Here is a 24,252-nt window from a genome sequence, read left to right on the forward strand (position 1 = left end):
TTGCACTTGTTCTTTTTTGCTTTTTTTAGCGTAGCGTTAAAATTTTTTTTTGCAAAATTGGTCTATGAGAGTGCAAACGAGTTCATCGGATGGAATAGTTTATTTGTACTATTAATTTTAGTTGTTGTTATACAACAGGTAATTCCCAATCCAAAATCCAAAATCCAAAATCTAAAATCGTATTGGGAGGGCTGGGCAAGTCTTCGGTTTTCACCTACCAAGCTACCCAACCCAGTTTTATTTTTGGATATCGTTACCGACATCACAGGTGTAGGCTGAACTCTTCGGTTGCACTCTCGACAGATTCCCACCTGCCAACTCTCGCGGTAAAGAGTTCTCCCAACAACGCAGACAACACGAAAACCAATATTGTTGTTGTGGTTGTCGCGGTTGTTGTTGTTGCGATACGCGGAACGGCAGTTTTGAGGATTGTTGATCCAAGACCCGCCCCGCAGTCGGGTTCGCCTACCCCTTCTCTACTCCCTCAACCAAGTAAGTGAAGTAAATATCTGTTGGCGCAGTTGCCAAGTATCACCATGTTCCAAATGAGCAAACCAACTTTGTAGAGATTGATTGACCTTTTCTAATTCTATCTTACCTTGAAGATAATCTGTTTGCGATAGCGAAGCGCTGCTGCAAGCAGATCGCTTGAGTCTACGCCTAGCTTGATGCAAATTGCTATTTCGTACCCGAATTGTCTCTGCAAATATTCTGAACCCTAAAAAACTTGCACCAATTTTTGTAGCAAATAGTTGACTTTTAATTGGGTGAATTTTCAGCCTTAATTTAGCTAAATATTCTTCTATAGCTAATCTGGCATCTGCTAATAACTCTCTCTCATCACTAAATAAAGCAAAGTCATCAACATAGCGGACATATTTGCATATTTTTAGCTTGTCTTTAATAAAATGGTCAAGGCTATTTAAATAAATATTGGCAAAAAACTGACTAGTTAAATTTCCAATTGGTAAACCTTTTCTGCGGGTTACAGGAGTAAGTAAATCATCTCCAGGGAAATAATCAATTACGGTTTCTTGTTCGTTACTGTTGTTAATAATAGTATCAATTAGCCACAGGGTATCGGAGCATTTAATTTTCCGGCGGATTAATTCTTTTAAGATTATATGGTCTATACTGGGAAAATATTTTTTAATATCACATTGCAGGACATAATTGCTATTGCGAGCAAAGCTAGTAAATTTTCTCAAAGCTCGATGTGTACCAAAACCAAGTCTGTTAGCATAAGAATCAGCTATAAAAATTCTCTCGAAAATTGGTACTATGACATTACAAAGAGCATGATGAACAACTCTATCACGATAGGGTGCGGCTGAAATTAGGCGGCTTTTGGGATTTATCAAGTGAAAGGTGCGGTAATCTCCTGGCTGATAAGTTTTATCAGTTAACTGTTTCTGTAATCTAATTAGTTCAGTTTCTAAATGATAATTAAAATCTAAAACATTGTCTCGAAATCGTTTCCCTTTTTGCGCTTGACGTGATGCTAAAAGTATGTTTTCAAAATTAATAATTTGGGGATAAAGATTGCCGTAACGCTTCATAAAATTTGTTATTTAATAAACCCAATATTCCATACCTACAAAATTAATATTCTCGAATCTAGAGAATTAACTTAATTTTCCCTAGTTCTTTGTTTTTTAATCCATCCACCTAATTCTGTACCAATTTCGGCGATTAACTTGATAGCGTATTCGTATCGTTCCACTGACATCTTATTGAAGTCTAGCATCATTCGTGTTTGATATCGCAAAATATCTAGTTTAGTATTGAGAGATTCTAATTGAGTCAGTTTATTTTTGGCATATTTGGCTTGAATTAAACCCTCTAATAAATCATACAGTTGATTGATGATTCTGTCTCCTAATGTAAACTTATGAATTTTTGGTAATCGCTCAATAATTGGCACATACCATTTAATACAATCATAAGTCTTTTGAATAACCGATAATTCTTTCATTCTTTAACAAATCTTAGTATTTTTATCTAAAAAATTCGAGTCGCCATAAGGCGACAAAAAAGTAAAAAAGAACAAGTGCAAAGGGCAAAAGAGGAAAAGTATAAAGGGCTACCGGAAAGTTCTCCCAACAACGCAGACAACACGAAAACCAAAAGTGTAGTTGTGGTCGTCGCGGAGGTAGTCGTCGCGATACGCGGAACGGCAGTAATGAGGAAAGTTGATCCAAGACCCGCCCCGCAGTACAGCGCGTCCTGTTTTGTCACTTAGTTTATCATCACTACTAAACCATGCGCTGCCATCTGCTGGTGCATCTGTATAATTATCATGCCAGTCATCTAAACACCACTCCCATACATTGCCGTGCATATCGTATAATCCGAAGTTATTGGCTACTTCAAAGCTCCCTACTTTTGTTGTTTCTTCTCTATAAACTCCTTTAGGTCCTTGACCATAAGTATAGTTACCATTATAGTTAGCCAAATCCGTTGTTATCGTCTCTCCAAAGTGAAACGGTGTTTTTGTCCCCGCTCGACAGGCATATTCCCATTCGGCTTCACTGGGTAAACGATATTGTCTTTTAGTATGATTTGAGAGGCGATCGCAAAACTCCACCGCATCATACCAAGATACTTGTTCCACAGGGCGATTGTTGGTGAGCGAAGTCGAGCCATTACCTTTAAATCTAGATGGATCTGGGTTTAGTTCTTTGTTGACTTGGGGGAGTTTGGCTACAAATTTCCACTGTGCTTGGGTGACTTGATATTGACCCAACCAAAAGGGTTCTATTGTAACTTCATGTTGTGGACGTTCACTATCCGTGCTATCTTCCTCTTCTTTTGGTGAACCCATGATAAAAGTGCCACCAGGAATCAACATCATGTCCAGTTGAATATCATTACCTAAATCTTCTTGAAAATACTGTGCTGTTCTTTGATACTCATGAATCACAATTTTTGGCATTTTTTGTCACCCGATGGTTACATCTGTTATTCATTCATAATTATTGACTACTAACAATTGATCTTATTTGTAGTGAACCTGTTGCAAATTCATCCCCTAAGAATTTGATCACAGTTTTCAATGGCGCAGCTTCCAGTTTAATATTACTAGGTGATGCGTCAATAAACTTAAATTGATAAGGGTCACGAGGTAAAACTGAGGTGTCAAAATCTTCCACTGACAAATCACCACTAATAAATACATTTGTATTGGTTCTGTTAAATTTACTTATCGCCTCCCCAATAACCTGATCTTCCACAAATACCGATTCAATAGTAGTAATAGCAGGTGTAGAAACATCTGCTGTAATTTGTTCAATCACAATCTGACTATCAGGTTCAGTTGCGGCTTTATATAGTTTATTTGTCTTAGGTTCGAGAACTATAAATCCAGTCCCGTTAGGTTGAATAATCTGAAATTGGCCATCAACTTTTGACCTATCACCGGCTCTCACTCCCTTAATATTGGCAATAATTTTATGGGTACTTCCCGAACTATTATAAACACCCTGTACCCCTGATGTAGAAGCAATTAAACGATTAAACTGGGTTAAAATTCCCCCCTTACTATTGATGCTAAATGCTGATAGAGCGATCGCAATCAAAATACAAAGTATAAAATATTCAGCATTACTCCCAGTCTTTAACCTTAGATTTCTATTCCCAGGACAAACACACCTAACAGGTGAAGGCCAGAACATTTCTACACCACCGCGAGTAAAGCAATCTGCAAACCAGCCAAAGGTATAACCAATTGTCAGGGCTGATGCTATAGGAATAAATTGGGGAATAAATATTGCTGTTCCGTAGGAGGCGATCGCCACAACAGCCGACGCAACGATAGAATGAGTCATGCTTCTATGGGGCATTGTCTCTTGAAAATAGCCACTTATCCAAGGAAAAACCTTACCTGCTGGTGAAGTAGAAACATCAACATCTGGTAATAAACCACCAATTGCCCCCACAGCAATCAAAACCGGGTCTGCAGTTTGGAGTAATAAACTGGATGCAGTCCCACTAATTAATAGATGAGATATTCCCAACATTATCTAATTCTCCTTTCCTCTTGAGGCAAACTGTAAAGCAGTCGGGAGAGTCCCAAGAATATCGCTGCTGCAATACCACCAAATATATATAGTGCTTGGTCATTAGTACCAAGTCCAATAAAGCGCATAATTACAAAGATTACCCCCACTACTAAAATTAATGGGGTGATGTCAAAGTACCTTCTGTGATCAGCCCCTTCAATATCTAAACCTAAATATTCCTCCTCGATAGCACGAATAGCTAACATGGGATTTCCCCCGGCGCGTTCCTGAAGTTTTGATAAATCGGCAGACGTTAGGGCGATCGCTCTTTCTTGCGCTGCTGCTTTCATGATTTGTCTGATTGCCTTCTCTGGTAAGGGTTTCAGTTCAATTCTCGGAATATTAATAAAAATATCAGAACGGGGTGGGTCTGTAGCAAGTACAAGCATCGGTACACCCTTACGGCGTAACTGTTTGAGCCATATTCTAAATTTCATGTCGCAACTTTGAGCATCATCGAGGACGATAAATGCTGTGTTTTCCCCTAAGAATTCAGCGATCGCTCTTTTGAGTTTATCCATAGTCAGATTTTTTCCCTCTATATCTTCTGTGGGAAGTTCAAACTGCTGGGTAATCTCTAAAAGCATTTGTTTGGGAGTAGTTGGTTCAACGAAGGCCACCAAAAACCCATCGTCAGTTAATCTTTCAACAACGGCATTACCCAGTACAGACTTACCACTCCCCTCTTCACCGACAATCAAAATTGCCCCATTAGCGAGTAATGACGCTGTAGTGCGGTTTAATTCCGCTTGTCTATAAATTTGAAATTCCTCAACCTCAAAACATTCCTCCCCAACTCCCCCAACTCCCCCAACTCCCTCAACTCCCCCAACTCCCCCAACTCCCCCCACTCCCTCATTAGGGGATGGTTTAGAAAGCTGTGGAAATACAGAAATTACAGCCAAGATAATTGACAGGGGATTGAATGAACTCACGGTCAGCAAAAAGCCACTGACAACTAATTTCAACCAATTAGTTCTAGTCCGTCTTTTCTTTGGGTTTCCTGGATTTTCTGCATTGCTAAATTGATCAGGTTCTGGGGATTGTACGCGGCTTTGTTGGTATTGCTGCGTGATTGCGTAAAATTTCCCCTCGCACCCTCCAATTGCGCTTTTAAATCTGATGGCAGTTGATCTGGATTTTGGTAAAAATGAGTGGCGATTCCTACGGAGCGCTTCGCTATCGCTTCCTGAGCAATTAACGTTCCTGCGGCTTTTTCAGCGCCAGCCCGAACCATACTATTGATATCACTATCAGGGATAAAAGCCGGATTTAATGATGTAGCGTTTAACTCTTGTGCTGCATCGGTAATTTCTGATTCTTGACTCAACACAAGATTGTTTGCATCATCTAAGCCATCAGATTTTGTACTTGGTTCTGTACAAATTTTGGGACTTATTTCTGTACTTTCATTCTCGATGACTACGCCACCTAGGCTATCAGATTGTACGGATTCCAATTTTTTAAGCTCTTTCCATTCCGCAACCAGAGGACTAATATCTGTAAAACTTCCGCCGCCTAATTGCTCTCGTACAATATCTCTGTTTATTTTTTTATTTTTACTATGTAAGTTTTCACAAATTTCAAAGACTTTATCCTTCAAACTTGGCTCTAAAGGTGTACTAGTCATAGTTTTGTAAAGAATAATTTGTACTATTTTACTATACAAGTGTTAATTTGTGTATCAGTGATTGTACAATAAAATTATATAAAAAAAGCGACGCTGTACACGCCGCCATTGATTGTACGGGAAATTTTTATACATCAATTAGAATCAATGAAAATTATAATTAGTGTACTATTTTGGAGGTTGCAAGATTTCCCAAATACTTGGATCGTTTAATAAGTTTTCACTAACTTGAGGTGCTGCCAATACTTTAAAAAGATAATTTAATGCTTCATCAAAATTATAATCAAGCCGATTGCTAATAATCTCTATTGCTTGAGTAACTTGATCTAATAATTTAACTGGGTAAGCATTACCAACTAACGGAGAATTGCAGTTGTCACAATTGCTAGGGCAAAAGTCCTCAAAGTAGTGTTCATGCTGACATTGACTACAAACTTTTAACATCCTATCCATAATATTTCCTTAACTTTTCACTAATTTATTGATTCTCTCACAATAATTACGACAACCCCGACAGCTTGATGATGGCTTCGTCTGCTGTAGTCATCGAATATCGCCAGCTTTTACTTTGCTATTGTCGTGGTTTGTCGGGGTATAACTAACATCATTGATATAGGATCATAATACGTCATCTATATAAGCATCTAAGCAGCTTCTTTTTACCCGCCATGATCTACCAATTTTCTTAGCTGGTAATTGACCATTAGCGATCGCTTCTTTAAGCATTTCCCTTGGGAATCCCGTTAGTTGATGGCACTCATCAACAGTTAGTACCAGTTTGTCGCTGGCCTTTAGTTGTTGGCCAACTAGAAGCAATTCCACCATTGCCGATAGTTTGGAAATATCGCCAACCTCGACAACCCCGACAGGTTCATCATGGTATATTGTCAGCTCATTCTCGTCTAATGTCGCGGTTTGTCGTGGTTCTGGTATTGTTTCATAAGCTGGTGTTACGGACTCCGATTGATATTTAATTTTATCTAGTTCTGATTGCGTAAATACTGCTACAGTGCGGGTTTTACCTTTTTCATAGCTACAAGATATTTTACCGCTTTGTACGTATCTTTCTATGGCTCTTTCGCTACAGCCCAAATATGCTGCGGCTTCTTTTTTGTTCATGATGCCCTGGTCGGATTTAAACCACGACATCTATTATATCATTGTCGCGGTTTAACTGTCGGGGTTTGAGAATCGTTAAATTTTCTTGAGGGAAATTTATGTGAATAAAACCAGTTTTACCAAGTCCACTGGTAGGAACTGGAGTAAGCAATTAGATATCAGTCTTTTGGTTTAATACCTAATTCACAAAGTGTTTTCGCTTCACCAATTGTGTAATTTTGCTCTAGCTGAATCGTTGGTGTTGAGCAAAAACCTTGTCTGAACCATTCATAGGAGCGTTGAGTACCCCAAAAGGTTTTAATATTATCACTTTGTCTTTTATATTGCCCTTGTGTATTGGCAAGACATCCTTTTTCTTGCCATTTTTTACCTTCTAACCATCTTGATTCCTGATCACCAATATCAACTAAGTAACGTCCTTGAGATTCTGATACTCCCGTAATAACCACTTTTGAAGCAGTTAATTTTTTCACACAATCGCCTAAGTTGTTTTTGTTACACTCTCCTAGTGCAGCATCAGGTGACACACCTATTTTAATATATTCTTTAACGCACTCTATCTTAGTTGTTTCTTGAGCTTTGGCTGCTGCATTAGTTAAAAGAACGCCAATCATTGCTATCAAAGATGCTGTCGCGGTATTAGCAATAATTTTTCTATTGAAGATAAACATCGTAACCTCCTAAATACTGGTTTTAATCATTCATATTATCGCTCATAAGTATGATTACTAGCTATTAGGTAGTAAACCGAGATCCTTGTAAAAACCTGCAACATGGTCTGGAAACTATTGCTGTGTCTAGGTTTCAGCCGATTCGTACGATTCTCCCGGTTTGGCAGGGTGGTAACTGAAAACCTTTATTGGTAATACTTTCAGCCTATTTTGCCCCTGATAACAGCAACGCTAGACTCGGTTAATTTATGGGAAAACCACTACTAAATTTTCTTAGAGGAAAAGAAAATTTGGAAAACACTGGCACATTTTCACAAGAAGAAACCTGTAGGCTAGGAAAAACCTGACAAAATTGTTAAATTAGTTGTGAGAATATAGGTAGTAAGAAGTTTTATTCGGATAAGTAAATGAATGAATCCCCAGAAATTGGTGAAATAGGTGCTGTTAATTCCCTAGCTTTGACTGCACCCACACCCTTAACTCAACACCCTGCTGCTGTCTATCTCTCCAATTTGTCCGCCGGTTCTCGTTCGGCTATGAAACAGGCATTGGATGCTATCGCTCGTATCCTCACCAGCAATGAATGTGATGCGCTCACATTAAATTGGGCTGAACTGCGTTATAAACATACAGCTTTATTACGGTGTATACTGATGGAAAGATATGCACCAGCCACAGCTAATAAAATGCTGAGTGCATTAAGGAGAGTCTTGAAAGAAGCATTACGACTTGAATTAATGGATGCTAGAGATTTTGCTAGGGCTGTAGACATCGCTAATATTAAGCTGTCTAAGGAACTCAAGGGGCGTTTTTTATCTGAAGCTGAAATTAATGCCCTGATGCAAACTTGTTTTGATGACCCTACTCCCATTGGTTATAGAGATGCGGCGTTGATAGCAATTTTGCGGGGTGCAGGATTGCGCCGGGGGGAATCGGTAAATTTAATGTTGAGTGACTTCCATTCTGGCAGTGTTAAAGTCCGCAGTGGTAAGGGTGGCAAAGATAGAACTGTTTATTTACCAGATGGGGTGTTGCCAATTATCGAAGATTGGTTAGAAATTAGAGGAAGAGAACCAGGGGCTTTAATCTGTCACATTAATAAATCCGGGGCGGTGACTTTACGACAACTGACACCTCAAGCGGTATTATTCATTTTAGAAAAACGGGGTGTAGAAGCTGGGGTAACAAACTTTTCTGCCCATGATTTTCGCAGGACTTTTATTTCTGAGTTGTTAGATTCCACTGATATTGTTACTGTCCAAAAATTAGCCGGTCATGCTTCACCTGAACTCACTTCTAGATATGACCGTCGGGGTGAGGAAGTTCAACAACGGGCTGTACAGGCAATTACTGTTCCCAAACGTCGTTAATTCTACTGTTTGACCGGATCAATACCTTAGTCAAATTACGAGGGTGAGATGATAATGCTTTAACCATGAACTCCCGTTCCTCGCTCTTGCTTGGCAAAAACAATCACCCCTAAAAATTCCTTAAAGGTTTCCGACAAGGATTTTTTAAATGTATTGACGGTAGGATAAGGGTTTTAGATTCTAAACTACCTTTTCATCGAAACGCTTATATATGATTATTTTTGCCGTTTTTGCCAAAAATTATCAAGGCTCTTATTTTGGCAATAGTATTGCGGATAAAACAACCCATCACTAACCTGAAATTTCCAGCCTAAACTCATCGGGTCACGATTCCTAGACCAACTGATAAATTCCTGCTCACTCTTGGTTTCCCATTCTGTAGTTAAGCTCTGCTGTGTTACCCCCAACCGTTGCGCTAAGTTCTCAGGGGCAAAAGATTTGATTTCTACTGGTTGCTGTTGATACTGATATGGATACCCTGAATACCTTTGTCTGGAGTTACCACCGCTATATCTAGCAGAAACTATTGCTTTTTCAATTTTTTCTAACTGTTTACCAAAGACTTCCAATTTAGTAGCCACCTGTTGATCTTGTTGGCAAAGGTGCGTTTTCAGTTCCCCCAGCTTCTCCTCCACCTGCTGTAATTCGCTGGTTGTTTCTAGTTTTACACTGCTATCGAACTGGGCTATCAATTCCTGTAATCCTTGCAATAACTCCGTTGTATGACCATCGCGGTGGATTTTGGCTAGATGGCGGACTACAGGAATTAGTACAGTTGGTACGCGAATCATCTCGCTGGGTGGGGTCTTGTTATTCATGGGGATATCAGGTTTGATATCAATTTTACATGAGCGATCACCCACCCAATTCCCCACTAATAAATTTCCCCTAAGAATTGTTCAAACTCTGCCAAAGATACCAACAAGCGATGGTGCGGTAAGGTTGCCATTGTTGAGCAAGTTGTTCTATGGTTTTTTGTTAGGTAGTTCAGTTAAAGCGTAGACATTACGAATCGCAGAACGAATACCCAAATCATCAGCAGGTAAAACAGTTTTCTGACCCCACAGTTAATGAAACGTGGGGTTGTTATTTCTAAGACTCTGGTTTATTTTCCAACCATTGTTCTAAATCAGTGATAGAGGAGAAATCCAAGAGTGCTTCACCGAGTAATTCTAATTGGTCAATTGTTAATGTCCGAATTGTCTCAATGAATGATGATTCAATTTCACCAAATCGCCGATTTAGTTGTCGGAAAATCAGTTGTTGTTCTCCCTGCTCTATTCCCCTTTCTACCCCTCGTTCCATTGCTAATTCTTCTGTTGGACTAATGAAAGGCATTTGATTTTCCTCCTCTAAATGTTTAATTTTAGCTACTAATCCTCGTTGCAATTCTTTGGGTAATGACATCATTTTATCAATGATTTTAAAGAGTTTAACAATTTGTTCTTTTGTTAAGCCTCGCTCGTAAAGTCCCCTAATTAATGTCCATTTCCATTGTTCCCGTTCTGATAAATTCCCCGTGGTGGCTTTGGTTTTTAAATGTGCCATTACTATGATAGCAAAGGGATTGTCACTCGATTCTAATTCCTGCCAACGGGATTCATAGTCTAGCAGTTTAGCAATGGGAAACTTCAGACTTAATTCACAATCTAACATTGCTTGATGATAACTGTTAGGTCGCCAAGTGGAACTTGTGTCTCCTAAAATCGCCAAACCCACCACAAATTTATGATAAAGGTCAAAGGCTCGGTAATTATAAATGTACATCCGTTCCTGGAAGTCAACATCATATTGACTCTGAATTTCAATATGAATTAAAATCCATACTTGTGTTTTATCCAATAACCAAACTTTGTACAGTTTATCGGCAATCCGTTTTTCAGTTGCTGACGACGCTGTAATTTGTTGTAGTTCTTTATCAAGTGATTCCGGTGGTTTTGTCCAATCAATTGCTTTATAAGCTACAGGAAAGAAGAAGGATAAGAAACTATCAAAATATTCGGTTAAGGCTTCTTTCAAGGATTCATCGTAATTCGCGGTGATTTCATTTTTGTTCATAAAATGCTATACTAATAATTGTTATTACAACTTCGGTTTCTCTACTTTTGATTTGTTGATATCTACCTAATATTCTAGCCTAAAATAGTTACTTTTTTATCAATACTCTATGTTTTACATAAAGTAAAAACCTATTTTTAAATACGGAGAAGTTTTAATTGATTTAGATCCTAAAACGGCAATGTTTACGAAAATTGATTCAGTTACCATTATTAATAATGTTACCTTGTTGGTATTTTACACAGAAGCCCATTGTTGGCAGTTCCGGTTAATTACTGCTGGTGGTGAGGTGTTTGGTGAACGCAAGCTTTACTACACCCCAGAAGCCGCAGAAAAAGCGGGGCGGGAATGGATTGATCTGGATAGTTGATTCTGAAGGGATGGAAGGCGATAGCGAAGCGCTCGCCCTGGAATCGCTTTATTAGTTGAAGGCATCGTCATTTCAAACATTTGAATGGGTGTCCTTGATCATCCGACGAGCTAATTTAACATAGGTTTTCGCTGTGGTCTAAGGTATTTCTAAATTTTGAGCTATTACCTGTAATGATATTAACTGGTGAGTGATGCAGTCAAGTCATGATTTTGACATAGATTGATGAGTTTTCCTTTAATGCGCGATCGCACATCCTCCGGTGAAACTACAATACAATCAGAGGAATACTGCATGATTTCCCGGATAAACCAGAACGTATTAGATATTCCTCTAATCACTCGCTTCACCTTTGATTTTTCTGGTATCCATTCAACTCTTTTATCCTCTGGTTTAGTTTGATAGGCAAAAGCTAAGTTGTTTAGTAGGTGCATTTCTACATCTATTTGATCTAACTGCGACCGCCATTTACCAGCAATTTCCGTAATAGCAGCTTCGTTAATTCTGTCTAAACGAAAGCACCAGTTATGCTGTAGTTCTTCTATGTCATGATTATTTAATGTTTCCTCACACCAGCAATCAAGATAGAGGCGTTTTTCATGGGGGCTAATCTTAGCATAGTGAACCGTATAATTTAATATTCTTTCTGTTGCATCTTGATAAGAAAGTTGAAACGGTTGTTGACGCAAGATATAGTGGTCAATTTGTAACCGCCAAGATGGGAGTGAATTATTTAAAACCCCTTCAATTTCTTTTCGCATTGGTATGGACAATTCACTGCGTTCGAGTAGCAAATTAGCGATAATCTGCGCTTGTTCCACTTGTCCGATGTCTGTTAATGCACCTATGCAACGGTGTAAGGCGCGGATACGTGATTCCTGCCAGTCATGATTTTTGCCAATGATTAACTCATGTTGAGCGATCGCTTTGATAAGTTTGGAGATATTGGGATCTTCTCCCCACATCATCCCGAATTCGAGAGCGATAGCGAAGCGCTCCGTAGGAATCGCTTCTAGTTCGGCTTTGTCACGTTCTGATACCGACAAAGTGATAGACTGACCTTTTCGACTCATTATAAGTGTCCGTGTACTTTATACTTACTTTATCTTGTCAACTTCTATTTTGAGTGTCATTATAGATTTTAACAACGAGTTACGGACAGTTTTTAATTTTCACTTAGAAATTGCAACTAATGATTGCAGAAATTGAAATAAGTTATTAAGGGTATGTCAGAAAATTACAGTATTCATCTCAAACCTGTTTATTCTCAAACCGTCCCCACACCTGATGGGGTTAAATTACCAGATGGTTGGTGTTTATCTTGGCATCAATTAGAAACTTTAAAAGCCTTGCGCGATCCAAATATTGATGTAGTTTTCAACACTGCTATGACGGGAGATGGTAAAAGTTTAGCTGCTTATTTAGAAGTTCTTCAAGGTGAATTTTCCGCGATTGGACTTTACCCAACTAATGAATTAGCACGTGATCAAGAAGCACAAATTAAAGGATATATTGATATATTTAAACCAGGAAATCAACCTCGTGTAGTTAGATTGAATGGGGCTGATTTAGAAATTTATGCGGAAAACGAAGAATTAAAAAAAGGTGCTGCACTTTTAACTCGTGTAGTACAATCTGAAATACTTTTAACCAATCCTGATATTTTCCACTACTTACATCATGGAGCATATCTAAGCCATGATGATAGTCCTGATAAACTTTGGGGGCGAGTTAATAAAAACTTTGATTTATTTATTTTTGATGAATTTCATGTTTTTGCTGCTCCCCAAATTGCCAGCGTAATTAACACCATGCTGTTGATTCATTGTACAAACCGCCGGAAAAAGTTTCTCTTTCTTTCAGCTACACCCGATAGAGATTTAATCAGCAGATTAGAAGTAGCCGGATTTCGTTGTCAAGAAATTAATCCTTTAGAAGAAAATAAATATCAATTTCCTGATGATCCAGAACAAGAAGTGCAACTTAAGTCCAAAGAATGGCGACAGGTAACGCGAGGAATTGCACTCAATTTTATGCCTTTAGAACCGAGTTTTAAAGCTTCTGAAACTTGGCTAAAAGAAAATAGTAATTTAATTATATCTCAATTTCAGCAATACCCAGGTAGTAAAGGTGCGATTATTCTCAATTCAATTGCAGCAGTTAAGCGACTAACTCCGTTTTTTCAGGAACTTTTAAAATCTGATAATTTAATAGTGGGAGAAAATACAGGTTTATCAAGTAAAGGAGAAAAAGAGTTAAGTTTTGTGGCTGATTTGGTTCTGGGTACAAGTACAATAGATGTGGGAGTTGATTTTAAAATTAACTTCCTGATTTTTGAATCATCAGATTCTGGTAACTTTATTCAACGATTGGGAAGATTAGGAAGACATGATGGATATGAGAAAAATGGTCAAGAAATTAAGTTTGATAATTTCATAGCTTATGCTTTAGTTCCTAATTTTTTAGTTGAGCGTTTATTTCAAACAGATTCACCACCATTAGAAACTGATAATATTTATGATCGTCCATTTTTGCAACAAACTATAAAAGAGCAATATCGTAAAATCAATGATTTTCATGGTTATTATCGCCGATGGGGTGCTGTGCAGTCATTTTGGTTATGTTGTAAATTGAGCGATCGCACTATTAAACAACAGTATGCTAAAAGTCGAGAAAAGTTCCAAACAGCCTGTGAACAAATATTTAATACAAGTTTAAAATCACAAGCTGGACATATTACAGGATGGGCTAAAAACTGGAAAGAAATTTCAGGTAAATCAGGAAATCCCATTGCTGAAGATGCAGCGAGTTTTCGTGGTTCTAGTCCTTTGCAATGTGGTTTATATGATTTGACAGAAATTAACGAAGCAGAAAGATTTAAAACTTATGATTTACCGGGAATTTTAAGCAACTTAGAAATAGAAATGTGGACGGAAGCAGGATTCATACGGACATTAAAAGAAACTGCCCAACGAACCGGACAACCCATAGCTAAAGGTAGATTTGCTCATTGTCTCGCATTTATCAAGTTACGTTCCTACCGTGAGGAACGGTTGAACTGGAAATTTACCTATTTTGGAGACTTGCAACCCATAGCTGACGCTTGGAAAGTACAGGTTTTAACAGGGGTGGGAGTATGGCAACCGGATAATGCTTGGATAGGTCAAATTGATAAAAAGCTGAAAAAAGAGGGGTTAGTTTGTTATGTAATTCGTCGTCCAGTTGCTGAAGTGCGGATGCGGTTAAGGCTACCTATGCACTTTCAACTTTATCCCATCAGTGATCAGTACAGTATTCATGAAGCAACTCAGCCCTATTCTATAGCTTTTGGTCAATCTGCGCTGCTACTGGATACGCTTGCTTATACTTTCAAAAGCAAAGGAGATGAGATATGGATTGCTTGAGGTTTTCGCTTCTACCGTCAATTTTAGGAAATTTAACAGGGAAACATTCAATAGTAAATACAGTTTCAATCCCTAATAGGGGTTATAGAGTCAAGCAAGCTTTTGTTGATTTATTCTCCAGCTTGCTGATATGGGCAGTAAGGCATAAACGCTTGAGAACAGTAGCGGAAGTTTCAATCCCTAATAGGGGTTACTCATTGCCCATAAAATCTTTCAATTCAGATTGTACATTAATTTCTCAGGGAATAAAATCAGATGCAAGAAATTTAAATGGTCTTCTGATACTGTTCTCCAAAAAACTATGCTATCATCAGCTAGTGTGGCTTCAACGCTTGAGTGCAGGAACGGAGACTGGTTGGACAATATTTTATTCCTCTGACCCGCAGTGTTTTCTTATTTCTAGTCAGAAGCCTCCAAGTAAACAATTTAATTGGAGAGTTATATGGACAACCATCAACAGATGGAACTCTTTGACTTGCAAGCTTATACCTCAGAACAATCTACTGTAACTGAGGATGTACTGGAATTGGTAGAAGAAATTCAACAACCACAACCAAGTCTCTATAAGCAACTTGAACTAAATTTATTTCCGCAGACAATCTACTTGACTCATTTAGAGTTGATGGAATTAGCTGCGTAATGTGTTAAAGAGTTTGGAAATATAAACTTCTTGGTTTACCAAACTCCTTAATTTCAACTAGCTAGTAGGGTGCGTTAGCCATAGCGTAACGCACCAAAATAAATACTAAATAACTAAACCATAAACATTACTAGAAAGAATCACATCGTTGAAATATTTCCATCATGAATAATTCAATTTCTGATAATTACAGACATCTACTTATGGAAGTACAACAACGAATTCGTGCAGCCCAATACGATGCTCTCAAAGCAGTTAATCGAGAAATGATTAACCTTTACTGGGATATTGGCAAGATGATTGTTACCCGACAACAGAATGTTAATTGGGGTAAATCAGTCGTAGAACAGTTAGCAAAAGACTTACAAGCAGAGTTTCCAGGTATTAGTGGTTTTTCTACTCGCAATATTTGGAGAATGCGAGATTTTTACCTAACTTACCACTCTCAGAAAATTCTGCCACCATTGGTGGCAGAAATTGGATGGACTCACAATATAGTCATTTTAGAAAAATGTAAAGATGATTTAGAACGAGAATTTTATATTAAGATGACTCGTAAATTTGGTTGGACAAAAAATGTTTTAATTCACCAAATTGAAAATCAAACATATCAAAAAACTCTGCTCAATCAAACTAACTTTAATAAAACAGTTCCAACAGAGATACGTAACCAATTAAAACTAGCTGTTAAAGATGAATATACTTTTGATTTTCTGGAATTAGCAGATGAACACAGCGAAAGACAGCTAGAACAAGCAATTTTGACAAGAGTTGAACCATTCTTACAAGAAATGGGTGGTTTATTTGCTTTTATTGGTAGTCAATATCGCTTAGAAGTTGATGATGAAGAATATTTTATAGATATTCTATTATATCATCGCCGTTTAAAGTGTTTGGTGGCAATAGAATTAAAAATTGGTAAATTTTTACCTGAATATGTTGGCAAAATGCAATTTTATCTATCTGTTTTAGATAACACGGTAAAGTTACCAGATGAAAATCCTTCTATTGGCATTATTCTTTGTAAATCTAAACAGAGAACTATTGTGGAATATGCACTCAAAGATTCTAATAAACCCATTGGTGTAGCCACTTATCAGATAGTTTCTCAATTACCTCAAGAACTAAAAAATCAACTTCCTGATCCTGAACAGATTGCTAAATTACTAGAAGGCTTTGAATAAACACTATTTGGGATAAAAACATGAAAATTAATTATCTAATTGTGACTAAAACAAACTTAATCACAAAATATTACAAGACATTAGAAAATTTTCGTTCTCTAAGCCTTGATAATTTTTTAGCTGATTATTCTCAACAACTTCTGGCAGAAAGACTCTTACATTTAATAACTCAAACCGCAATAGATATTAATCACCATATTTTGTCAAGATTAAATCATGGAAATTCTACTACTAATTTTGAATCTTTTATTGAAGTTGCTAAATATCAAGCAATTACACCAGAATTAGCCCAAAATTTAGCATCATCAACAGAATTCATAAAACACCTAATTTATCAATATGATGATATAGATCCAAATCAAGTTTTTAAAGCAATTAATTTTGCTTTAAAGCAATATCCCCTTTACGTCAGACAAATAAACTCCTATTTAATTTCATTGGAAGAACACAATGCCTAAAAAAAGTAAAGATGCAAATGAACATCAACAATTATCACTTTTAGAAACGGAAATCTATTCAAATGATGAAATCTCAGATGATGTTTTCTCATCAAGTGATTTTGGTTTTGATAGTGATAGTGATAGAACTATTGAAACCAAAGGACAATTACTCACACTCAAGTTATTAAAAGAAGCAATACAATCGCAAAATCCTCATGATCAAGTCATGGCAGATTTTAGCGAATATGTATTACCCAATTTGCTAAAAATAGCTATTGGTGTCACTGCTAAAGGTGGTAAATTCTTTGATGAAATAGACGAAAAACGAGAAGCAGAAGGTAAAACAAAAGTTAGACGTGATAATGCTGCTGACCAATCTTTAAATACACACTTACTTAATGGCTTATTTCCAGCAAATTTAATTGAGCAAAGATTAGAACAACTGGATACCACAGTTAAAAGAGTAGTCAAAGATAAAGAACGACGTTTAGTAATTGCTGGCTTTATTTTACATGATTTTGAAAAATTCCCAGATGCACCTGAAGAATGTCGCAAGTTACCTTTAGATGAACATCGCAAAATTATTGATGAAAAAGTCAAACAATTAGGACTTGATAAATTTATCAATCCAGATAATCCCGAACTTTATCAAGAATATATTGATGATTTGTTGTGTATGGCTTATAATGCACAACGACGCTGGGATACTAACTGGAACTTTTCAGAATTTGGGTTAAATCCTGTTCTTAAAGACCGAACTATTCGCAGTTTATGTGATTTAACCTGTTTAGCTGATTCTCTCGCTTCAATTATCAAACATCCCCAAGATGCAGAAAATACGAGACTTAATGAAATTCTCCACAGTCTCAGTGATGGTAAATTGAAATTTACCTATCATCACATTGCCGAAAATAGAGGCGTTTTAACCAACGTTGTTAATAATGCAGTAATTGAAGCTCACACTAACTTAAATACTGCTGAAAATACATATTATCAACCTTTGTTATATCTACCAACAGGGGTAATTTATCTAGCGTTGCGTGATGCTCCTCCTATCTCACTAGAAATATTACCAGATATGGTAGTTAATAAGATTAAATCCCTTTGTTCTGGTCAATTAAAACTCAGACAAACGGGATTTGGTAGAGATGGAAAAGGAATGAAATATGCTGAATATTACAACCTGTTTTTTGAATCTCCAGGTTTAATGCAAGTTGCTTTAGATGCGACTTTACGCATTCTCAATACTAATAAACCTTCTGTTGCTAAAAGTCGTAGTGAGAATTTAGTGAAGTTCCAAAAACAGAATGTTTTATCTCCTGATTATGATTTTAAGTTTGATGATAGTATCCGTATTGATCAAATTGCCGAATTTGGTGATTTAATTACTCGCAAAATTTGGGATGAAATAGTTAATAAAATTGAAACTGAAAGGAAGAAAGATAAAAAATTACCAGAAGTTCCAAATTTTGATTTAACTCACAAAGTCGCGGAATTTTGGAATTTAACAGAATATTTACCGCAGGTTCGAGAAATTCAACGCATTAATGAAAGTTTGAAAGAACAAAAACTCAAAGGTAATACAGGAGGTGTACCTTATGAATGGTATTATCTAGCGGCTAAATATTTAGAAAAACACCCAGGTATTGAAGATGTCCGCGAAAATTGTCAACAGGTAATTTATTACTTAACAGATTTAATTTCCCCAATTCTGGCACAGTATCAATTACCTGATGGTTGGGATGATTTAAGGTTGTGGGTATCAAGAGTTGTCATGTTACCTCATACCAATAAACTAACATCTGTCACCACGGAAATTGATAATTTTATCAATGAGTTGACTAATTATAATGCTGCGAAAAAATCAGGGAGAGGTAAACAATTAATTTGCTCAATTTCTCATTCAGCTTATACTGTCACTGAACAGATGGAATCAGCAGTTTTATTTACACCTCAAGTTTATACAAATAAACAAATGTTAGGAGGTTCTAACGCTAAACGCAATATTTCTAGTATTGCGGGTGTAGAAATGATGCTGAGACAAATTCTCATGAATCAAACTCAAGCTGTAGGAAAAAGATTTGAAGATGGGAAATATCGCTATCTCTATTTTTATCCAACTTATTACTTTACCCCAGAAACTAATAAGTTTTTACAAAAAGCTTACATGAACATTGCTCAAACTCGTTTTGATACTAGCATCCGTAATCATTTCATTAGTAAAGATTTACAGGTTGATTTAACCAAAGAAAATTATCAATGTGTGGATAGTTTCTTAATTGATGAGAATTTAGATAGTGAAAAAGATCGCACTTTTAAACTTTCTTATCCAGAAGATCAACCTTTAACTTTTTATTTCATGGCTTTACCTCCTGGAAGGGATAGCACTGATACAGAATCTTGGGTAATGCCGAGTTGGTTAGCGTTCGCTTTTCCGATGATTTTAGATGTGAAAACTGTGGTTTCTGAGTCTCCTATTCCCCCATTTAATGATGGTGCAGAATTTGAAGAAACGGTATTTCTGGATAGTGCGCCTCATGCTTTTAGAACTTTGGTAAAAAGAGATAGATTCAGACTTGATTATATTCTTGAAGGTTGGGAAGAGTCCGGTATTGAATATCCTGCACCTTTAAATGTTCTAACTGCTGCTTACGCTATCCATTTAGATGTTAATGCAAAGCAAGGTAAGACTGGCTATGATGCTAATTGGGGTAAATTTACAGAATTATCCAAGGATTTTGAAACCAGTCCTCTTCATGTCTTTTCTTATCTGAATAAATGGGTGCGTAATCAAAAACTTGAGACAGCAAGAATTGAGAAAATCAAACTTTACACCTATCATTTTTACCCTTGTTTTGACCCTTATGCAAAATTTGATTCTACTCAGGAGAAATTAATTGTGGAAGAGAAATCAACTTTGAATCATCCTAAAAATTTAACGGAACTTTATCGCCGTTTTTATCGAGCTAATAAAAGGTTTAATCCTAAAGCTAATGCTGTTTTAAAACCCATTGATATTGCTGCGGATATTATTCTCAAAGCAGATTTATGTATGTTTGGTGGAGAAGTTTTAACTTCAACTGTAGCGGCAGAGGTTTTTAAACTCATGGATCGGGTACATTCTTCTACTGCTGAAGGACGTTGGATTATGAGTAAAAGGGAGGAAGAAAGACAAGCTGTTTTAGAGTTTGCAAGGTATTTTGTAGAGGATGTTTTTGAGGGGTGTTTTAAGAGCGATCGCGCCCGGTTAGCAGGCCGTCAATTGAATCTAATTCGAGATACCTGTGAATTTCTTTACCGTTTAGAAGATGATAAGGAAAACTCTCAAAACTCTGCAAATACTGACAATGAATCGTAGGGGTTTAGCATTGCTAAACCCCTACCCCAACGAACAATTACCAACAATTTTATCAACCCACATTCCGCACTTCATTTTGGAGAAAAACATGGCACTTTTAAAAACCGTTGACGCTAAATTATTTCAATCAGAAATTCCCTATAAACCAATGGGAAAATATGCCCACTTTCTCACCGTTCGCATTACTGAATCTTATCCTTTATTTCAAACAGATAGCGAACTTAATAAAGCACGGGTAAGGGCTGGAGTCAAAGATAAAAATACCATTAGCCGTCTTTCAATGTTCAAACGTAAACAGTCAACACCAGAAAGATTAGTAGGTAGAGAATTACTCCGTAAATATGAATTCATGACAGCAGAAGAATGTGAATATAACGTATCTTTTGCAATGGATAATCCTGATTGTATAATTTACGGTTTTGCTATTGGTGATTCTGGTTCAGAAAAATCAAAAGTAGTGGTAGATACGGCATTTTCAATTACAGCTTTTGATGAATCTCATGAAACCTTTACTCTGAATGCTCCTTTTGAAAATGGTACAATGGCTTCTAAAGGAGAAAGTGGTTCTAAAGCTGGTGAAGTTACTAGCAGAATTAATCAACAAGATCACATTAGACCACAAGTTTTCTTTCCTAGTATTGTAACACTGAAAGACCCCACAGAAGCTAGTTTTCTTTATGTTTTTAATAACATTCTCAGAACTCGTCATTATGGCGCACAAACAACCCGCACAGGTCGCGTTAGGAATGAATTAGTCGGTGTGATTTTTGCTGATGGAGAAATTACCAGTAACCTGCGGTGGACTCAAGCCATATACGATCAAATGAAGGCTAATAATACCCTCAAATCCCCAGATCCTTTAGATGAAGATGATGTAATTACATCGGCTAAAAGTGCAATTGAGAATTTAATGAATGATGAATTTATTGTGCATACAGATTTAATTGGTGATGCTTTTATACCTCTAGTCAATGAAGTTAAAAACCTCACAAATAACGAAGCAGGAATTAAATCACTTTTACAACAAGCTAATGATGAAGCTAAGGCTTATGCTAAAAAGCATATTAAAGGTAAATCTGAAGAAGCAAAAACCGCAAAGCCAAAAGCAGGTAAAAATGCTAAAGCGGAGTAACAAAAATGGTGTTTATCTACCGTTGTCAATTAGAACTACATGACAGCCTCTATTTTGCCACCCGTGAAATCGGCAGACTATACGAAACAGAGGCAATAATTCATAACTACGCCCTCTGTTATGCCCTTGGTTTAGTTGATAGTCAAATCTACTCAACTACCGTTGCTGAAGAAGATTCCTATCGCTATTTCTGCCCCGAACAAGTACCAAAATATGAAGCACATTTAACTCCTTTAAATGAACAAGGAATCTATATAACTCCGGCTCGATCTCTGAGGCATTCATCTATTCTCAATACATGGAAATATGCAAATAATAACTACCATGTAGAAATGGAAAAAACCCAAAAGAATATTCCCAGTTTTGGTAGAGCAAAGGAAATTGCACCAGAAAGTCAATTTGAGTTCTTTCTAATTTCTCAAAAAGAGATCAAATTACCTAAATGGATTCGTTTAGGTAAATGGATGAGTAAAGCAGAAATTACGGTTGAGAAATTACCACAACCAAAAATCAAAACTGATTTATTTACCTGCACTCATCCTTTAAATCCTTTGGATGTCATGTTTACTAATCAAGTTATTAGCTATGATGTGGTAAATATGCCACCAGTAAGTCTGATTCAAAATGTGCAAATACAAGGGGAATATTACTATTTTGATGATATCAAAAATGTAAAACTTCCCAAGTTAATGCAATACCGTTTTCGGAGTTAATTATTTTCCAAAACCTTTACCGCTCTTCTTTGTTTTAGGAGAGCGTAAAGGCATTAATTCAGTCATCAAACTACCACGATTTTGTAACATTAACTTGCGATTTCGCTCACGTTGATAAGTTGCTATTTCTTCAGCATGAGGATGATCTGGATCTATTTTGAGATGGGTAATAGACACTATATATAGTGCTTTATCTTCATCTTCGGGATTATCGTTCTTGCTGACTAATCGGCACATAATCCCACCTTCATCCCCAGAATAAGCTACCCAATCAACTTCAAATTCTTTCTCTGGATTTATTATGTCTCCTCTTGTCTTCAGCATTTTCAATAATTCTTTTGCCACCTTAACTTTAATTGGTAAACTGGTTTCTAACTTTTTACTAAGTGCTGTTGCTTCAAGATAATTATCAACTGTCATTTGTCTTACTCTTTATTCAATGTTAATTACTTTATACGTTCTATAGTCTGAATCTTTCTTAGTTTTCATTATCTATTTACAAATTGTGCCACACTGCAAAAATTATGCCCCATAGTCTCATCCTTAACATCGTCCCCCAATCTCCAATTTACCCCAATTTTCTCACAGGTAGACATTACCACGCCTTATTTCTTAACCTAGTGAGTTCTGTTGATAGAAAATTAGGAGACTATTTACACGAATCAAACGCCGATAAAGCCTTTACTCTCTCCCCATTGCAGGTAGAAAACAAACATAAAACCCAATCTTATACCTTACAATATGCCTATCAAAACTCTATTCCTGCTGGTACTTCTTGTTGGTGGCGTATTTCTTTATTAAATGACAATTTATTTAGTCAACTCACACCTTTATGGTTAAATATAAACCCCAAACAACCTTGGCACTTAGGTTCAGCCAATTTATATATTACCAGCATTCAAGGTACACCCCAATCTAATCAACCTTGGGCAAATGCTTGTAATTATCATCAACTTTATCAACAAGCAAGTGAGAAAGAACGCAATCTTAATTTCATCTTTTCTACACCTGTAGCTTTTCGTCAAGGTGAATTTGATAATGTTTTACCAACAAGGGAGTCTGTTTTCAATAGTCTACTAAATCGGTGGCATAAATATAGCGGTATTGAATTAACCAATATTTCTTTTGAATCAATTTATGCTAGTGCTTTTAATATCAATACTGAAGTTATTAGCAACTATGACAACAAATTTATTGGTTGTTTAGGTGAAATTAGTTATCGCATTCTTGGCAATGTAGAAACAACGGCAATTAAGCAAATTAACGCCTTAGCTGATTTTGCTTTATATGCTGGTGTTGGTAGAAAAACAACTATGGGAATGGGAATGGTGAGGAGAAGCTGACAGGGAAGAGGTGACAGGTGACAGGTGACAGGGAACAGGTGACAGGTGACAGGTGACAGGGAACAGGTGACAGGTGACAGGGAACAGGTGACAGGTGACAGGGAACAGGTGACAGGGAACAGGTGACAGGTGACAGGGAACAGGTGACAGTAATAAGGTGACAGGGAACAGGTGACAGGTGACAGGGAACAGGTGACAGGTGATAGTAGTAAGGTGACAGGGAACAGGTGACAGGTGATAGTAATAAGGTGACAGGGAAGAGGTGACAGGTGATAGTAATAAGGTGACAGGGAAGAGGAAAGAAGGTAAGAGGGAGAGTTAATAGGTTAGAGGCAAAAGTAAATAAGGGAAGAGGAGTTATTTATGAAGATTGAATCACATCGAGATTTAATTGTGTGGCAAAAATCAATGGATATGGTAGTGAATATCTATCAATTAGCTGCTAGATTTCCAAATACAGAAATTTATCGTCTTACTTCACAAATTACTCGCGCTGCTGCATCTGTTCCAGCTAATATTGCCGAAGGTCATGCACGAGGAACAACTAAAAACGATTTTGCACATTTTTTATCTATAGCTAAGGGTTCATTAATGGAAACAGAAACTTTTTTAATGCTTGCTGTTAGATTAAATTATCTAACTTCAGAACAAACAAATCCTACATTATCGCTGATTATAGAAATTAGTAAAATGCTCACTTCTCTTCGTTTGAAAATCTTAAATACACCATAAATAACTTTCTTCCCCCTATCAATTTTT

The 24,252-nt window shown here is 36.9% G+C and carries 24 protein-coding genes; 11 read left to right on the top strand and 13 right to left on the bottom strand.

From position 1 onward, the window contains the following. Positions 1 to 476 precede the first annotated feature (476 nt). The 9 genes from FJR09_RS22410 to FJR09_RS22450 form a co-directional block, all read right to left on the bottom strand. Complete coding sequence (locus FJR09_RS22410; RefSeq protein WP_168652452.1) at positions 477 to 1,559, bottom strand: reverse transcriptase domain-containing protein; 1,083 nt, start codon at positions 1,557 to 1,559, stop codon at positions 477 to 479. A 71-nt stretch (positions 1,560 to 1,630) separates the two neighbouring features. Next, positions 1,631 to 1,975, bottom strand: a complete 345-nt coding sequence (gene avd, locus FJR09_RS22415) for a diversity-generating retroelement protein Avd (protein ID WP_168652453.1) — start codon at positions 1,973 to 1,975, stop codon at positions 1,631 to 1,633. 108 nt (positions 1,976 to 2,083) lie between these two features. After that, on the bottom strand, positions 2,084 to 2,935 hold the full coding sequence (locus FJR09_RS22420) for a formylglycine-generating enzyme family protein (protein WP_168652454.1): 852 nt from the start codon (positions 2,933 to 2,935) through the stop codon (positions 2,084 to 2,086). 40 nt (positions 2,936 to 2,975) lie between these two features. Next, entirely contained in the window at positions 2,976 to 4,019 is a 1,044-nt protein-coding gene (locus FJR09_RS22425) for a metal-dependent hydrolase (protein WP_168652455.1), read from the bottom strand. Next, positions 4,019 to 4,996, bottom strand: coding sequence for an ATP-binding protein (locus FJR09_RS22430; RefSeq protein WP_371416363.1), 978 nt, complete (start codon positions 4,994 to 4,996; stop codon positions 4,019 to 4,021). Before FJR09_RS22430 ends, FJR09_RS22425 begins: the two co-directional genes overlap by 1 nt. Positions 4,997 to 5,025: 29 nt before the next feature. Beyond that, a complete protein-coding gene (locus FJR09_RS22435; protein WP_168652457.1) occupies positions 5,026 to 5,691 on the bottom strand; it encodes a DNA-binding protein in 666 nt (221 codons plus the stop codon). Positions 5,692 to 5,859: 168 nt separating this feature from the next. Beyond that, positions 5,860 to 6,144: a hypothetical protein gene (locus FJR09_RS22440; protein WP_015081692.1), complete on the bottom strand. Its 285-nt coding sequence runs from the start codon at positions 6,142 to 6,144 to the stop codon at positions 5,860 to 5,862. Between the two features lie 165 nt (positions 6,145 to 6,309). Next, on the bottom strand, positions 6,310 to 6,810 hold the full coding sequence (locus tag FJR09_RS22445) for a helix-turn-helix domain-containing protein (RefSeq protein ID WP_015081691.1): 501 nt from the start codon (positions 6,808 to 6,810) through the stop codon (positions 6,310 to 6,312). 158 nt (positions 6,811 to 6,968) lie between these two features. Then, positions 6,969 to 7,481 carry a hypothetical protein gene (locus tag FJR09_RS22450; RefSeq protein WP_015081690.1) on the bottom strand — a complete coding sequence of 171 codons (513 nt, stop codon included), beginning with the start codon at positions 7,479 to 7,481 and terminating at the stop codon, positions 6,969 to 6,971. 407 nt (positions 7,482 to 7,888) lie between these two features. Here FJR09_RS22450 and FJR09_RS22455 point away from each other — a divergent pair, with 407 nt between their 5' ends. Then, positions 7,889 to 8,851 (top strand): tyrosine-type recombinase/integrase, encoded by a 963-nt coding sequence (locus FJR09_RS22455; RefSeq protein ID WP_168652458.1) that lies wholly within the window; start codon positions 7,889 to 7,891, stop codon positions 8,849 to 8,851. Between the two features lie 215 nt (positions 8,852 to 9,066). On the opposite strand, the gene FJR09_RS22460 is transcribed toward FJR09_RS22455, so the two are convergent. Both FJR09_RS22460 and FJR09_RS22465 read right to left on the bottom strand, forming a co-directional pair. Further along, positions 9,067 to 9,669, bottom strand: a complete 603-nt coding sequence (locus FJR09_RS22460) for a hypothetical protein (protein WP_168652459.1) — start codon at positions 9,667 to 9,669, stop codon at positions 9,067 to 9,069. Between the two features lie 274 nt (positions 9,670 to 9,943). Next, positions 9,944 to 10,909 carry a DUF4351 domain-containing protein gene (locus FJR09_RS22465; protein WP_168654190.1) on the bottom strand — a complete coding sequence of 322 codons (966 nt, stop codon included), beginning with the start codon at positions 10,907 to 10,909 and terminating at the stop codon, positions 9,944 to 9,946. A 181-nt stretch (positions 10,910 to 11,090) separates the two neighbouring features. Here FJR09_RS22465 and FJR09_RS22470 point away from each other — a divergent pair, with 181 nt between their 5' ends. Next, the gene (locus FJR09_RS22470; RefSeq protein ID WP_015081685.1) at positions 11,091 to 11,279 is read left to right on the top strand and encodes a hypothetical protein; all 189 of its coding nucleotides are present in this window, start codon (positions 11,091 to 11,093) and stop codon (positions 11,277 to 11,279) included. 179 nt (positions 11,280 to 11,458) lie between these two features. Here the strand turns inward: FJR09_RS22470 and FJR09_RS22475 are convergent, their stop codons facing one another. Next, positions 11,459 to 12,352, bottom strand: coding sequence for a YafY family protein (locus tag FJR09_RS22475; RefSeq protein ID WP_168652461.1), 894 nt, complete (start codon positions 12,350 to 12,352; stop codon positions 11,459 to 11,461). Positions 12,353 to 12,505: 153 nt separating this feature from the next. Here FJR09_RS22475 and cas3 point away from each other — a divergent pair, with 153 nt between their 5' ends. The 7 genes from cas3 (at position 12,506) to cas5d (ending at position 22,150) form a co-directional block, all read left to right on the top strand. Next, positions 12,506 to 14,683: a type I-D CRISPR-associated helicase Cas3' gene (gene cas3, locus FJR09_RS22480; protein WP_168652462.1), complete on the top strand. Its 2,178-nt coding sequence runs from the start codon at positions 12,506 to 12,508 to the stop codon at positions 14,681 to 14,683. Positions 14,684 to 15,125: 442 nt separating this feature from the next. Then, positions 15,126 to 15,323: a hypothetical protein gene (locus FJR09_RS22485; protein WP_041458712.1), complete on the top strand. Its 198-nt coding sequence runs from the start codon at positions 15,126 to 15,128 to the stop codon at positions 15,321 to 15,323. 164 nt (positions 15,324 to 15,487) lie between these two features. Further along, complete coding sequence (locus tag FJR09_RS22490; RefSeq protein WP_168652463.1) at positions 15,488 to 16,507, top strand: YhcG family protein; 1,020 nt, start codon at positions 15,488 to 15,490, stop codon at positions 16,505 to 16,507. 41 nt (positions 16,508 to 16,548) lie between these two features. Further along, positions 16,549 to 16,965, top strand: a complete 417-nt coding sequence (locus tag FJR09_RS22495) for a DUF86 domain-containing protein (RefSeq protein ID WP_235082158.1) — start codon at positions 16,549 to 16,551, stop codon at positions 16,963 to 16,965. Continuing rightward, positions 16,958 to 20,305 carry a type I-D CRISPR-associated protein Cas10d/Csc3 gene (cas10d, locus tag FJR09_RS22500; RefSeq protein ID WP_168652140.1) on the top strand — a complete coding sequence of 1,116 codons (3,348 nt, stop codon included), beginning with the start codon at positions 16,958 to 16,960 and terminating at the stop codon, positions 20,303 to 20,305. The genes FJR09_RS22495 and cas10d overlap by 8 nt, the downstream gene beginning before the upstream one ends. An 88-nt stretch (positions 20,306 to 20,393) precedes the next feature. Then, positions 20,394 to 21,437 carry a type I-D CRISPR-associated protein Cas7/Csc2 gene (gene cas7d / locus FJR09_RS22505; RefSeq protein WP_015081721.1) on the top strand — a complete coding sequence of 348 codons (1,044 nt, stop codon included), beginning with the start codon at positions 20,394 to 20,396 and terminating at the stop codon, positions 21,435 to 21,437. Between the two features lie 5 nt (positions 21,438 to 21,442). Continuing rightward, the gene (gene cas5d / locus FJR09_RS22510; protein WP_168652139.1) at positions 21,443 to 22,150 is read left to right on the top strand and encodes a type I-D CRISPR-associated protein Cas5/Csc1; all 708 of its coding nucleotides are present in this window, start codon (positions 21,443 to 21,445) and stop codon (positions 22,148 to 22,150) included. Here cas5d and FJR09_RS22515 read toward each other — a convergent pair whose 3' ends face one another. Beyond that, a complete protein-coding gene (locus tag FJR09_RS22515; RefSeq protein WP_168652138.1) occupies positions 22,151 to 22,570 on the bottom strand; it encodes a hypothetical protein in 420 nt (139 codons plus the stop codon). Between the two features lie 104 nt (positions 22,571 to 22,674). On the opposite strand from FJR09_RS22515, the gene cas6 reads away from it, so the two are divergent. Next, the gene (gene cas6, locus FJR09_RS22520; protein ID WP_015081718.1) at positions 22,675 to 23,493 is read left to right on the top strand and encodes a CRISPR-associated endoribonuclease Cas6; all 819 of its coding nucleotides are present in this window, start codon (positions 22,675 to 22,677) and stop codon (positions 23,491 to 23,493) included. A 363-nt stretch (positions 23,494 to 23,856) separates the two neighbouring features. Continuing rightward, positions 23,857 to 24,225: a four helix bundle protein gene (locus FJR09_RS22525; protein ID WP_168652137.1), complete on the top strand. Its 369-nt coding sequence runs from the start codon at positions 23,857 to 23,859 to the stop codon at positions 24,223 to 24,225. Positions 24,226 to 24,252: the final 27 nt, after the last annotated feature.

The organism is Dolichospermum sp. UHCC 0406 (assembly GCF_009712025.1).
GTDB lineage: Bacteria > Cyanobacteriota > Cyanobacteriia > Cyanobacteriales > Nostocaceae > Dolichospermum > Dolichospermum lemmermannii.